Here is a 12,965-nt window from a genome sequence, read left to right as displayed (position 1 = left end):
TTCCGTTTAATTTGTAATTATTCTAAATAACTGAATTTGGTATAATTTTTTAATTTGTATAAATTTGCGCAAACAAGTTTAAATGAAAAATTTAATCAAAATAATTTCGATGCTTTCTGTGTTTGCATTTTATGGTGTTGATGCACAACAAGTTGTAAGGAAAGATACTTTGGCGGGAACAGAACTTACCATGACGATGGATTCTAAGGTGAATGCGGCTCTGGAAAGCATAGAGGATAAGTGTTCCAAAACAACTTTGGCAACTTCTTCAAGGGAAGATGACGAAGATTACAGCCCTTCAAAACCAACTAAAATTTATGTTCCGAACAGGGAACTTACCAACGCTGAGATATGCAGAAAAAATCCAAGAATTTTAGGGTATAAAATTCAGATTACAACGGTAAAAAGTAATGAAGAAGCCAATGAGGTAAAGGCTTATTTCAGAAAAAGATTTCCTAACCTGAAAGTGGAAACGGATGCTTCTTTAAGACCGAATTATAAAATTTTAGCGGGGAGTTATTTCACAAAACAAAGCGCGGCTTCTGATCTTTCTAAAGTGAGAGAATATTTTAAATCGGCACTTGCAGTACAGTACAGAATTTTCTGTGCAGAAGCAAAATAATTTACATTTAGCAATAGAAAAATAGAAAAGCTGGGAAAAATTATTTCTCAGCTTTTTTTTATTGATTTTGAATTTTAATTTTTCAAAATAAAAAGTAAAATTTTAATAAAATTTATTTAAAAACCAAAAGAATTCAGTCATCCTTAAATAATTATTTGTGATGAGATAAGCGAATAAAATGAGGAAGATCATCGTTAAAAAAGATAGAATTTTTGGTGATTGCCTGTAGTAATGAAATAGCCACCCTAATAACAGTGGATACACAAAAACAAAATGACCTCCGTAGATGTATGACGTGTGAAGTCCGAATCTCATAACACAGTGAATGATAACATCAAACAGGAATGAAATCATTAAAACCTGAACGAGTTTATTTCTGAGATTTTTAAAATAACTCCAACAAATCAGGATCAATAAAACGGCAATAAAAATATAAGGAATCCATGATGAATAAACGGTCATTATGATCCCTTTGTAGTGGTAACCGCTCATGTTATGTTTATCGCGGATCAGGAAATTTGAAAAAAGTATATTTCCCCCGAAAAAGTACGAAAGGATCATATCCCAAGTCGGAGTAGAATTTACATTGGAGAACTTTTCGTACTGTTCATTGGTTTTGCTGAATATATTCTGATATTTAAAATCGATTCGGTTTAAGTATAATAAAACAAAACAGACGCAGGTAAAAAGTACTCTGAAAACCGCATCTCCAAATTTTTTCCAATTTCTGAAAACTCCCTTTTCAAAAGCGACGGGAATGAAGACTTTAACAATGTTCGTTACCGTTAAGCCTCCGATGGTAACTCCTGAAAAAGCCAAAGCTAAAGCCGGAATTTTCTCCTCTTTCTTTAATTTTATAGCTGAATAATGATGAAAGAGGGTCAGGAAAAATAAAGTGTAGGTAAAGTTTTCAGGAGTGAAAGAAAGGAGAATATTTGTTGAAAATGCTCCGAAAAACAGAATTAGTAAAAGGTTTAAAACTAAAGGAAGACGGATAATGTTTTTAAGATATTTAAAAACCTGAAGAATGCTTAAACTTACGGCAAGATTACTCAGCCAGGCTAAAGCGAAACGGAAATTTCCATCCATTTTTCCGTTGGAGAAAAGTAAAGCCAATTCGCGGATCCAGTTAAAAAAATAGTAGGAAAGCGGATGTCTTTCAAAACTTCCGCCAGTCATTACAATAGATTTGTTATCGAAGCTGAAATACGCATCCCAAGGAATTCTTCCGTCAAAAATAATTTTATGATGAATCGCAATGTATGATCCCATATATCCGTAAGCGACGAGAAAGAAAAGAAAAACAATAAGTTCAACTCCCGTTGACGGAAAAAGCAATTTGAAAAAATGGATAAATTTTGTTTTGAATTTTGACACCTGCAAAAACTTTCTGCAAAAGTAAAATAAAAAACCCACCAAATCTGATGAGTTTTTGTTTTGATTTTATGATTTTAAAACTACGAACTGCACGAAAGCATGGAACATCCCGATACATCATCATAATCTGAAGGTCTTTTTGCTGAAAATTCCGGATAAATGGTGTGATAAGGATTTTCTAAAGCGTGGGTTAATTTTTTCAGCATTTCTGTTTTTCCTTCATTAATTTCCTCAATGCACTGGTAGAGAAGATAATTTCTTAAAATAAATTTAGGATTGGCTTTATGCATTATTTCCAAAGATTTTTCCCTTGAAATAATATTTTTTTCTAGTCTTGACTGATAAGCTTTCATAAAATCTTCCAGTTTCGAAAGTTTCTCATCATTTAAAAATGTGTAAGAAACGTTTTCAAATTGCTGTCTGAGATCTTTCTGGTCATCATATTTTTCGAGTTCATTGAAAAATAAGGTATAATCTAGTTGAAGATCCTGCATCAGACTTTGCCATGTGGTAAAGAATTTTTCATCGCTTGTTAGTAACTGATCAAAACCGAATTTTCTGCACAGCATTCTGTCGTGCGATTCCCAGAAATAGCTTCCGTAATCATTTAAAACATCTTCCAGAAACTTTTCATCTTTAATTAAAGGATGAAGTGCATTTGCCAATTGCCATAGGTTCCATTGAGAAATCTGTCCCTGTTTTCCGAAGGCATATCTTCTTCCGGGAAGATCGGTGGTATTTGGTGTGAAATTTAAATTGTATTCATCCATCATCGAATAAGGTCCATAGTCGATCGTTAAACCTAAAATCGACATATTATCCGTGTTCATCACCCCATGAACAAATCCTACACGATACCATTCTACCATAAGATCTGCTGTTCTGCGGCAAACATTTTCGAAGAAATCTTTGTACTTCTGAATCCCCTCCGAAGAAATTTCTTTGAAATAATGATGAATGGTATAATCTGCAAGTTCCTGCAATGTTTTGTATTCCTGTTGGGCAGACATCAATTCAAAATGACCGAATCTAAGAAAGCTTTCTGCGATTCTGATGACTACCGCTCCTTTTTCCAGTTCAGGATTTCCGCTGTACATGATATCTCTTACAACGTCTTCTCCGGTAAATACTAAACTCAATGCTCTGGTTGTAGGAACTCCTAAATGAAACATCGCTTCGCTCATCAGATATTCACGAACAGACGACCTTAATACGGCTCTTCCATCTGCGTGTCTGGAATAAGGCGTTGCTCCGGCTCCTTTCCACTGTATTTCGTTTTTCTTTCCTGAATTGTTTTCAATTTCTCCGGCAAGAATGGCTCTTCCGTCGCCTAATTGTCCAGCCCAGTTCCCAAACTGATGTCCCGCATAAGCAGTGGAGTAGGTTTTGATATTTTCGGGAAGATGTGTTGCTGCCAAAAAATTAAGATCTTTTTCTTCAAGCACTCCAAGTCCGATTTCTTCTGAAAGTTTTTCGTTAAAAGCAATTAACTTTGGATGATCAAAACCAACCGGCTGAACAGTGGAAAATAAAACCTTCGGAGTATTTCTCTGTAGGGTATTGCCGGAAAAATCTCCGGGAAACTTTTTTATAAAGGGTTGTTGTATGTTTTCAAGATTCATAATTCAAAGGTATTAATTAAAAAGAAAAGACCTTCCAAATGATTGAAAGGTCTTGTATATTTCTAAAAAAGAATTTATTTATTATTGAAGTCTATGTCTTCGCCTGTATTTAGGTTTTCGTTTACATTTTCTTCTTTTTTACCGGATGTTTTTGGTCCGCTTGGATCTGCCGGTTTCGGATTTTTGATCTCATCAAGCGTCTGTAATCCGCCATCATCTCCATAACCTGCTCCTAATCCTTTAAGGTTTGAACAGCCGTCTTTCCACTCCGAAGGTTTCACGAATTTATCATCCGGAGAGATTTTTAAGCTTTTATCTGCCCAGACTTTCTTCATGTAGATCGCCCAGATCGGTAATGCCATTTTAGCTCCCTGTCCTTCTCCTGTTCCGTAGAAGTGGGTGGCTCGGTCTTCCCATCCAACCCAGGCTCCAGTTGCCAGTTTCGGAACAATTCCCATAAACCAACCGTCTGAGTTGTTCTGGGTTGTTCCTGTTTTACCTGCAATTTCGATATCTTTTGAAATTCCTTTTCTTCCCAGTTCCCCTGAAGCGGTTCCGTATTGCGCTACACCTTTCATCAGTTCAATCATGGTATAAGCGTACAGCGGATTCATCACTTCTTTAGGTTCTACATTTACTTCCTTAATTACGCGGCTGTTAGCATCTTCAATTCTCCAGATCATCTCCGGTTTGTTGTAGTTTCCGTAGTTAGCAAAAGTACTGTAAGCTCCTACCATTTCGTAGATGGTAATATCCGAAGCTCCTAAAGCCATTGGTAAGCTTGTGGAGATTTCTTCTGTTACTCCCAAATCTCTCGCGGTTTGTATTACGCTTTGTGTTCCCGTCATTTCGGCAAGACGAAGCGCAACAGGGTTTTGTGAGTGCGCCAATGCATCTTTTAAAGTAAGCATTCCGCCTCTTCCCGGAACGTGATAAGTTCCTTTGTTAAAGCTTGCATTAGATATCGTAGAACAAGGGGTTAAACCTAGTTTCATAATCGCAGTTGCATACACGAAAGGCTTAAATGTTGAACCTACCTGTCTTTTACCCTGCTTAATGTGGTCATATTGGAAATGCTGCCAATCGATTCCTCCAACCCAGGCTTTAATTTCTCCTGTTCCCGGAATTACAGACATCAATCCTGCCTGAGCAACTTTCTTGTGCCATCTGATAGAATCCCAAGGAGACATTTCTACTTCTTCTTCTCCAGCCCATGTAAATCTTGAGGTTTTAACAGGTTTTTTAAATTCCATTAAAATAGAATCTTCCGGCATTCCGTCTGCTTTAAGAAGTTTGTAGCGTCCTGTTCTTCTCATTGCCTGAAGCATCAGATCATTCACCTGCTTATCATTCAGGTAATAGAATGGCCAGTTTTTTCTTCCTCTCTGCTCAGCGTCAAATCTTTTCTGAAGATCCGTTAAATGCTCTCTGATTGCATCTTCTGCATATTTTTGCATTCTGGAATCAAGAGTTACATATATTTTTAAACCGTCTTTGTAAAGATTTAATTTTTTACCGGTTTCTTTTTCGTAATCGTCAAGATATTTGTCTATTTCCTTTTTCAGATAAAACTTATAATATGCGGAATAGCCTTCTGTAATATTACTTATAGGATGAAAATCAACTGTAATTGGCGTTGCTGTAGCTTTATCAAAGGTTGCCTGATCGATATATCCTGTTTTCAGCATTTGATCCAAAACAACATCTCTTCTTGTTTTTGCTCTTTCAGGATTTCTGTATGGATTATTTTTTCTTGGATTTTCAAGCATGGCAACAAATGTAGCTGCCTCCGGTAAAGTAAGCTCAGAAGTTTTTTTATTAAAATAAATCTTCGAAGCCATTTCAATTCCGTTAGCATTAAATAAGAAATCAAACTTATTGAAATACAGTGTTATGATTTCTTCTTTCGTATATCTTTTTTCAAGACTTACGGCAACAACCCATTCTTTTAATTTCTGGAATGCTCTTTCAATTCTGTTTTGAGAAGCATTTCCGGTGAAAAGTAATTTTGCAAGCTGTTGGGTTATTGTGGATCCACCGCCTCTTTTACCTCCATAAGCTACCGCTCTTACAACTGATTGTAAATCAATTCCTGAGTGTTCTTTAAAACGTTCGTCCTCTTTTGCCTGTAAAGCATAGATTAAGTAAGGCGGGAGATCTTTATAAATGATAGGCTGTGTTTTCTCTTTTTCAAATTTACCCAAAAGAACTCCGTCTGAAGAGTAGATTTGTGAGGCAACATATATATCCGGATTTTCAAGCTCTTTTACATCCGGCATTTCTCCTACGAAACCTTGCGATACGGCAAAGAATAGCCCTGAAATTCCTAAAACCAAAGCAAAGAATCCGATCCAGATAAATTTAACCCACCTTTTCCAGGTAGTGTCTTTCTTTTTAGGAGGAAGAGGGAAGGTTTTCCCTTTGTTCCCAGTATTTTGTTTGTTCACTTCCATTGATGATTACGGTTTAGCCGTTTCTATTTTTACTCCAATGTCTTCAATTCCCGGAAGGTTGTCGTTTCTCATCGCCTGAGTAAGACCGATTTCATATTTTCCTTTTGCGGGAAATTTATAATTCAGTTTATATTGAAACAAAGTTTCCTTTGTATCCCCAAAACCTGTTCCGAGCCATTCTCCGTTTGGTTTTGCCAATACATAATTCAACGTATCGGTTTGTTTTTTCTTGCTTTGAAGGTCGGTGAAATTCACAATAAACCTTACATTGCTGTAAGGATAATTGTTATTATTTCTTACAACAAATATAATATTTTTCGGATTTTGAGGATCTGAAATTTCAAGATTAAATTTTTGTTCATTTTTCTTATTCCATTTGTTATCAACAGAATTCATAAAAACTTCTCCTTCGGAGGAAGAATTACAGCTAAAGAAAAGAATAAGAGTAAATAATCCTAAAATTTTACGCATTGTTATCTTTTTTTGGAGGAAACTTCTTTTTAAATTTCTTTTTATTCGGGTTGGTTTTTTTCTCGGTTTCAGCACCAGAAGAAGCATCTACTTTTTCCAACTGAGGTTGAGGCTGTTGAGGCTTTTGCGGTCTCGGTTGGTTGTTATTAGAATTGGCTTTTGGCTTTTGCTGCTGTTTTTCCTGTCTTTGAGGTTTTTCAACAGATTTTTCATTTCTTTCAGGACGTTCCTGTCTCTCAGGTCGGTTGTTGTTTTTCTTCTGACCCTGCTGATTCTGGCTGTTCTGATTGTTGTTATTCGGTCTGTTTTGGTTTTTATTTCTGTTTCCTTTGTTTTTCTTTTCGAAACGGTCTACGTTATTTTCCTGAATCAGGTCGATGCTTGCAAAAGGCGTTTCCGGCTGTTTCAGCTCTTCCAGTGGAAGTGTTTTTTCTCCGCGTTTATTCTTGGAGATCAGCTTTTTAACCAGATCAATATCAAAATCGTACCACGCAATTGAATTTTCTACATAAGCAAACCACATTTTCTTTTTGAAAACGTCGATTTTAATGCAGAAAGCTCTTCCTTTCTCGGTATCCAGAGTGGTGGAAGAAGACGGAAAATTGCTTAAAGCATCCAGATAACTGTCTAATTCATAATTAAGGCAGCATTTAAGTTTACCACACTGTCCGGCAAGTTTCTGAGGGTTAATGCTCAATTGCTGATATCTTGCCACGTTGGTATTTACAGATCTGAAATCCGTTAACCAAGTCGAACAGCAAAGTTCTCTTCCACAAGATCCGATTCCGCCTACTTTTGCGGCTTCCTGTCTGAAACCGATCTGTTTCATATCGATTTTTGTACGGAAAGCTCCGGCGTATTCTTTAATCAACTGTCTGAAATCTACACGGTTATCTGCCGTATAATAAAAAGTGACTTTAGAGGCGTCTCCCTGATATTCCACATCGGTGATCTTCATTTCAAGACCTAATCTGTGTGCTATTTTTCGGGCGTCTATTTTTACGCTGTCCTCTTTTTTTCTTGCTTCCTGCCAGACTTCCAGATCTTTCTGATTCGCCTGTCTGTATATTTTTAGTGCCGATTCTTCAGAACATTTTTTCTTTTTCATCTGAATCTTTACCAATTCTCCGGTGAGACTTACCACACCTACATCGTGTCCGGGACTCGATTCTACTGTTACTACACTACCTATATGTAAAGGGATATTGTTTAAGTTTTTATAAAACGATTTTCTGTCATTTTTAAATCTAACTTCTACAAAATCACATCGGTTCGGTGCGGGATTGTTGATGTTAGAAAGCCAGTCAAAAACACTTAATTTATAACTATTACCACAGGTATTTACATTTTCACAGCCATTCGCGGTCTTCTTGGGTCCGCAAGAATGTGCAGAATCGCCGGATGTTTTACATCCACAACTCATATATAATATATTTAATTTGCAAATTTATGATTTTTATCTTTATGAGGTCTAAAATAATCAAATTATCGGGAATAGCTTTGTTTAAAACTAAACAAAATCGCATCCGGATGATATAATTTTGATTAAATGTTTAACTATGATGTATTTACAAAAGAGTTTACTTAAAGTGCTATTTTAAACATAGTTTTCTTTTGTGTTGATGTTTAAAATTTTATGATTTATTAACAGATGTATCTAAAATAATTTTATATTTGGATTATATAATAATAGTCTATGAAAAAAATATTGATATCAACAGCTTTATTGGCAGGTGTATTATCTTACGCAGGAGGCTTCAGGGTTTCTCTGCAAGGGGTGAAACAATTGGCAATGGCGCATACCAGTGCACATGCTGAAGATGCGAGTGTTACGTTCTTTAACCCTGCGGGAATGTCTTTCATTCCTTCAAAACTTAGTGTTGCTGCGGGCGGATTCGGGATAAGTTCTAAAGTAACCTATCAGAATCTTACTACTTTGGAATCTTATTCTACGGATAATCCTATGGGAACTCCTATTTATGCTGCGGTAGCTTACAAAGTGTTAGATAATCTTTCTTTAGGTTTTAATTTTTCAACGCCTTACGGAAGTACGGTAGAATGGCCGGATAACTGGGCCGGAAAAGAAATTGTAGAGAATATAGAACTGAAGGCATTTTATTTTCAGCCGATGGTTTCTGTGAAATTATCACCTTGGGTTTCTTTCGGAGCGAGCTATATCTATGCTAAAGGAAGTGTAGACTGGACGAAAGCGGTTACTCAGTTAGGAGGAAATTTAAATCTAAAAGATGATAAGGCTTCAGGACACGGTTTTGGTTTAGGGTTCTATTTCAGACCTGAAGAAAAACTGGATGTAAGTATTGCATACAGATCTCCGGTTTATATGAATGCAGACAAAGGAAAAGCTACATTTAATATTTCTCAGGCATTATATTCTTCAGTAAGATTAGATGCTAACGGACAGGATAATTTTAAGGCTGTTCTTCCTTTGGTGGATGAATATACAATTGGGGTTACCTATAAAATAACACCGAAATGGCAGGTTTCCGGAGATTTCAATTACTACGGATGGGAGAAGTATAATAAACTTACATTAGATTTTGAAAACGCATTGGCAGGAAATCAGGCTGATGATCCTACAAAAAATGTAACACCTAAAAACTTCCACAATTCTAAAGCTTTCAGAATAGGAACGCAATATATGATTACAGATAAAGTTGCAGGAAGATTAGGATATTATCATGATGAATCACCTTATGACGAGGCACACTTCAGTCCGGAAACACCATCTTTTGATGCTAATGTAATTACCGGAGGGATTGGATTTAAACTCAATAAATTAGGAGTAGACCTTTCAGGAGCTTACAACTTCCAGAAGTCAAGAAATATAAACAATGCATTTTATAACCTTTATGGGCAGGCTAAAGCACAAGCATTTTACTTTGGGTTAGGTTTGTCTTATAACGCATTTTAATTTTAATCAAGAATTATGAAAAAAATATTAATTTCTACATTCGCTATTTCAGCGTTGTTGTTAAATGTAAGTTGTGATACAGACTTCGATACTGATGTAAAGGATGTGGTAGTAACTTCCGGAGAAGCCAATTTTTCCAAATACGTATCTTTAGGAAACTCTCTTACTTCGGGATATAGAGACGGAGCTCTTTATTTGGATGGACAAAACGAATCTTATCCTTCAATGATTGCAATGCAGATGAAGCTTGCAGGAGGAGGAGATTTTAAACAGCCTTTAATGCCAAATAATGTTGGTGGATTTAATAACCTTCCGGGATTTTCGGGTAAACTGGTTCTTAGTGTAGTAAATGGCTCACTTACTCCGGTTGCATCTGCTCCTGCGGCGGCGTTAGACAACATTTCTTCAGGTGCACCTTATCAGAATTTGGGGATTCCGGGAGCAAAATCTTTCCATTTGGGTATTGCGAGCTATGGATCTCTTAATCCGTTTTATGCAAGATTTTCTACAGGGGTAAGTCCTGTAGCTGCAGCAGTAGCTCAAAATCCTACTTTCTTCTCTCTATGGATCGGAAATAACGATATTTTAAGCTATGCAACCAGTGGAGGAACAAATTCTACAACAACAGGAGGCGTTACAACATATACTCCTGCTGTAGTTCAGACAGGAAATCTTAATCCTGCAACTTATGGATCTAATGATATTTCTGATCCAAATGTAGTTGCATCCAGTATCAATTCTTATGTAATTGCTCTTACGGCCAACGGTGCGAAAGGAGTTGTCGCAAATATTCCAAGCGTAACCGCTATTCCTTTCTTTACAACGGTTCCTTACAATCCGTTAACTCCGGCTGCTTTAGGTGCTAATCTTAATACACTTAACACAAGTTTGTACGGTCCGCTTAAACAGGCGCTTACAGCCTTTGGTGCAGGAGACAGGATCAATCTTTTATCTTCTACTGCCTCAAATCCTGTTTTGATCAGAGATGTTTCTTTAACAAATTTATCAGCACAGCTTACTGCGGCACTTACGCCGTCTTTAGGAGCGGCTACAGCTGCTGCTTTCGGACAGATTTACGGACAGGCGAGACAGGCAACCGCAGAAGATTATATCCTTCTTACGACCAGAGCGGTAATCGGATCTACTAATCCGAATGCTCCGGCTTCCATTAATGTATACGGTATTTCTTATCCATTAGAAAACCAGCATGTGCTTTCAAAAACTGAAGCAGCAAATGTCACAACAGCTATGACTGCCTATAATACTTCAATTAAGTCTATTGCAGATGCTAAAGGACTTGCATTTGTAGATGCAAATGCTAAAATGGTAGAACTTAATTCTCAATCCGGAATTTTGTATGATGGGATAAGATACACTGCAAAATTCGTAACCGGGGGAGCTTTCTCTCTTGATGGGGTTCACCTTACAGGAAGAGGCTATGCAATTATTGCCAATGAATTTATTAAAGCTATCAATGCTAAATATAAATCTACCTTACCACAGGTAAATCCAAATAATTATTCCGGAGTAAAATTCCCATAATAACTGGATAAATAAAAACTTAGAAACCACAAGAGTAATTCTTGTGGTTTTTTTTTTAAATTTGCAAAATCTTTAAAAAGTAAAAATGGCCGATCAGTTAAGTTATCTATTTTCTACAAGGACGAGTAAGGACTTGGCAGAGAAAATTGCCCAAAATTATGGGAAAGAATTAGGAAAAATCAACTTTCAGACATTCAGCGACGGAGAATTCGAACCTGTTTTAGACGAATCCGTAAGAGGGGGAAGAGTTTTCCTGATTGGATCTACGTTTCCGCCGGCAGACAATTTATTAGAGCTTCTTCTGATGATTGATGCTGCCAAAAGAGCTTCTGCTAAGAGTATTACCGTAGTGCTTCCATATTTCGGACTTGCAAGGCAGGACAGAAAAGACCAGCCCAGAGCGCCAATCGGTGCTAAGTTGGTGGCAAACCTTTTAACGGCAGCAGGAGCTACAAGAATCATGACAATGGATCTCCACGCAGATCAGATTCAGGGATTCTTTGAAATTCCGGTAGATCATCTGTATGCTTCTACTATTTTCGTAGATTACATCAGAGATCTCAATCTGGAAAATCTTACGATTGCCTCTCCGGATATGGGAGGTGCAAAAAGAGCGAAAAACTATGCAGGTCACTTGGGTGCAGATGTAGTAATTGCTTATAAGGAAAGAAAAAAAGCCAACGTTGTAGAAGAGATGTTCCTTATCGGAGATGTAGATGGAAAGAATGTTATCCTTATTGATGACATGATTGATACTGCCGGAACACTTTGTAAGGCGGCAGACATCTTAATGGAAAAAGGAGCGAAATCTGTAAGAGCAATGGCAACGCACGGAGTGCTTTCAGGAAAAGCTTATGAGAATATTGAGAACTCAAAATTATTGGAAGTTATTGTAACTGACTCAATTCCTGTTAAAAATAATTTGTCATCTAAAATAAAAGTGCTATCTTGCGCCCCATTATTTGCGGACGTTATGAAGATGGTTCACGAGCATCAGTCAATTAGCAGTAAGTTTGTTATTTAACTGATATTTAGAGGTTTGCAAATTTAATTTGAAACAATTTTTTAAATTTTTTATAAATGAAATCTATTACAATTCAAGGTACAAAAAGAGAAAGCGTGGGCAAAAAGTCTACAAAAGCTTTACGTGATGCTGAATTAGTTCCTTGTGTTGTTTACGGAGGTGAAGCTCCTTTGAATTTCTCTGCTACTGAGAAATCTTTCAAAGGGTTAGTATACACTCCTGAAGCACACACGGTATCTATTGAGGTTGATGGTCAAACAATTCCGGCTGTTCTTCAGGATATTCAGTTTCACCCGATTACAGACAAAATTCTTCACGCAGATTTCTATCAGTTATCTGATGATAAGCCAGTTATCATGGAAGTTCCTGTAAGAATCACTGGTCGTTCTAAAGGTGTTGTAGCTGGTGGTGTTCTTCGTCAGTCTTTCAGAAAACTGAAAGTAAAAGCAATCCCTGCAAACTTACCGGATGAGATCGTTGTAGACGTTACTCCGTTAAGAATTGGTAACAAACTTTATGTTGGAGGTATCAAAACTGAAGGATACTCTTTCATGCACCCGGACAACGCAGTTGTAGTAGCTGTTAAGATGTCTAGAAATGCAATGAAAGGAGGTGCAGCAGCAATGGATGATGAAGATGAAGAAGAAGTTGCAACTGAAGAAGGAGCAGCTCCTGAAGCTACAGAAGCAGCAGCAGAATAAGAATTTCTGATTTAAAAATATAAAACCTGTCAAATTTTGGCAGGTTTTTTTTATGACTAAAAGATAAATATGATGAGTTCAAATCTTGGTTAATCTTTTATTAGTGAAACGTCTTTGTAAAACTAAAAGCATCAATTAAAAAAATTGAATATCCGTTTTCTAACCTAAAGCTGTGATATTAGCAATAATCAGCCTTTCAAATAACTTTTCTCCAAAATATC

Annotated in this window: 10 protein-coding genes; 5 read left to right on the top strand and 5 right to left on the bottom strand. The window is 36.8% G+C overall.

What is annotated here, in order from left to right; all coding sequences use genetic code 11:
- The first annotated feature begins 82 nt into the window (after nucleotides 1–82).
- On the top strand, nucleotides 83–622 hold the full coding sequence (locus tag B0E34_RS17895) for a sporulation protein (RefSeq protein ID WP_087711738.1): 540 nt from the start codon (nucleotides 83–85) through the stop codon (nucleotides 620–622).
- Nucleotides 623–724: 102 nt separating this feature from the next.
- On the opposite strand, the gene B0E34_RS17890 is transcribed toward B0E34_RS17895, so the two are convergent.
- The 5 genes from B0E34_RS17890 to B0E34_RS17870 all read right to left on the bottom strand — a co-directional run bounded on the left by B0E34_RS17890 (nucleotide 725) and on the right by B0E34_RS17870 (nucleotide 7,968).
- Nucleotides 725–1,999, bottom strand: coding sequence for a DUF6080 domain-containing protein (locus B0E34_RS17890; RefSeq protein ID WP_087711994.1), 1,275 nt, complete (start codon nucleotides 1,997–1,999; stop codon nucleotides 725–727).
- Nucleotides 2,000–2,079: 80 nt separating this feature from the next.
- Nucleotides 2,080–3,621 (bottom strand): protein adenylyltransferase SelO, encoded by a 1,542-nt coding sequence (locus B0E34_RS17885; RefSeq protein ID WP_087711736.1) that lies wholly within the window; start codon nucleotides 3,619–3,621, stop codon nucleotides 2,080–2,082.
- Nucleotides 3,622–3,695: 74 nt separating this feature from the next.
- Nucleotides 3,696–6,074, bottom strand: a complete 2,379-nt coding sequence (locus B0E34_RS17880) for a penicillin-binding protein 1A (RefSeq protein WP_087711734.1) — start codon at nucleotides 6,072–6,074, stop codon at nucleotides 3,696–3,698.
- A gap of 6 nt (nucleotides 6,075–6,080) precedes the next feature.
- A complete protein-coding gene (locus B0E34_RS17875; RefSeq protein ID WP_087711732.1) occupies nucleotides 6,081–6,545 on the bottom strand; it encodes a gliding motility lipoprotein GldH in 465 nt (154 codons plus the stop codon).
- A complete protein-coding gene (locus B0E34_RS17870) occupies nucleotides 6,538–7,968 on the bottom strand; it encodes a PSP1 domain-containing protein (RefSeq protein ID WP_087711730.1) in 1,431 nt (476 codons plus the stop codon). The genes B0E34_RS17875 and B0E34_RS17870 overlap by 8 nt, the downstream gene beginning before the upstream one ends.
- Nucleotides 7,969–8,241: 273 nt before the next feature.
- Here B0E34_RS17870 and B0E34_RS17865 point away from each other — a divergent pair, with 273 nt between their 5' ends.
- The 4 genes from B0E34_RS17865 to B0E34_RS17850 all read left to right on the top strand — a co-directional run bounded on the left by B0E34_RS17865 (nucleotide 8,242) and on the right by B0E34_RS17850 (nucleotide 12,744).
- Entirely contained in the window at nucleotides 8,242–9,477 is a 1,236-nt protein-coding gene (locus B0E34_RS17865) for an OmpP1/FadL family transporter (protein WP_087711728.1), read from the top strand.
- Between the two features lie 15 nt (nucleotides 9,478–9,492).
- Nucleotides 9,493–11,019 carry an SGNH/GDSL hydrolase family protein gene (locus tag B0E34_RS17860; protein WP_087711726.1) on the top strand — a complete coding sequence of 509 codons (1,527 nt, stop codon included), beginning with the start codon at nucleotides 9,493–9,495 and terminating at the stop codon, nucleotides 11,017–11,019.
- A gap of 85 nt (nucleotides 11,020–11,104) precedes the next feature.
- Nucleotides 11,105–12,043 carry a ribose-phosphate pyrophosphokinase gene (locus B0E34_RS17855; RefSeq protein ID WP_087711724.1) on the top strand — a complete coding sequence of 313 codons (939 nt, stop codon included), beginning with the start codon at nucleotides 11,105–11,107 and terminating at the stop codon, nucleotides 12,041–12,043.
- 56 nt (nucleotides 12,044–12,099) lie between these two features.
- On the top strand, nucleotides 12,100–12,744 hold the full coding sequence (locus B0E34_RS17850; protein WP_087711722.1) for a 50S ribosomal protein L25/general stress protein Ctc: 645 nt from the start codon (nucleotides 12,100–12,102) through the stop codon (nucleotides 12,742–12,744).
- The last annotated feature ends 221 nt before the right edge of the window (nucleotides 12,745–12,965 follow it).

Origin of the sequence: Chryseobacterium mucoviscidosis (assembly GCF_002177115.1) — a bacterium.
Taxonomy (GTDB): domain Bacteria; phylum Bacteroidota; class Bacteroidia; order Flavobacteriales; family Weeksellaceae; genus Chryseobacterium; species Chryseobacterium mucoviscidosis.
Note: the sequence above shows the minus strand (reverse complement) of the source record. Positions and strands in the feature narration are given on the sequence as shown.

Bases quoted from the DNA above. Each gene is read 5' to 3' on its own strand.
- B0E34_RS17855 (WP_087711724.1), top strand. From the start codon at position 11,105: ATGGCCGATCAGTTAAGTTATCTATTTTCTACAAGGACGAGTAAGGAC.
- B0E34_RS17885 (WP_087711736.1), bottom strand. From the start codon at position 3,621: ATGAATCTTGAAAACATACAACAACCCTTTATAAAAAAGTTTCCCGGA.
- B0E34_RS17870 (WP_087711730.1), bottom strand. From the start codon at position 7,968: ATGAGTTGTGGATGTAAAACATCCGGCGATTCTGCACATTCTTGCGGA.
- B0E34_RS17880 (WP_087711734.1), bottom strand. From the start codon at position 6,074: ATGGAAGTGAACAAACAAAATACTGGGAACAAAGGGAAAACCTTCCCT.
- B0E34_RS17895 (WP_087711738.1), top strand. From the start codon at position 83: ATGAAAAATTTAATCAAAATAATTTCGATGCTTTCTGTGTTTGCATTT.
- B0E34_RS17860 (WP_087711726.1), top strand. From the start codon at position 9,493: ATGAAAAAAATATTAATTTCTACATTCGCTATTTCAGCGTTGTTGTTA.
- B0E34_RS17850 (WP_087711722.1), top strand. From the start codon at position 12,100: ATGAAATCTATTACAATTCAAGGTACAAAAAGAGAAAGCGTGGGCAAA.
- B0E34_RS17875 (WP_087711732.1), bottom strand. From the start codon at position 6,545: ATGCGTAAAATTTTAGGATTATTTACTCTTATTCTTTTCTTTAGCTGT.
- B0E34_RS17865 (WP_087711728.1), top strand. From the start codon at position 8,242: ATGAAAAAAATATTGATATCAACAGCTTTATTGGCAGGTGTATTATCT.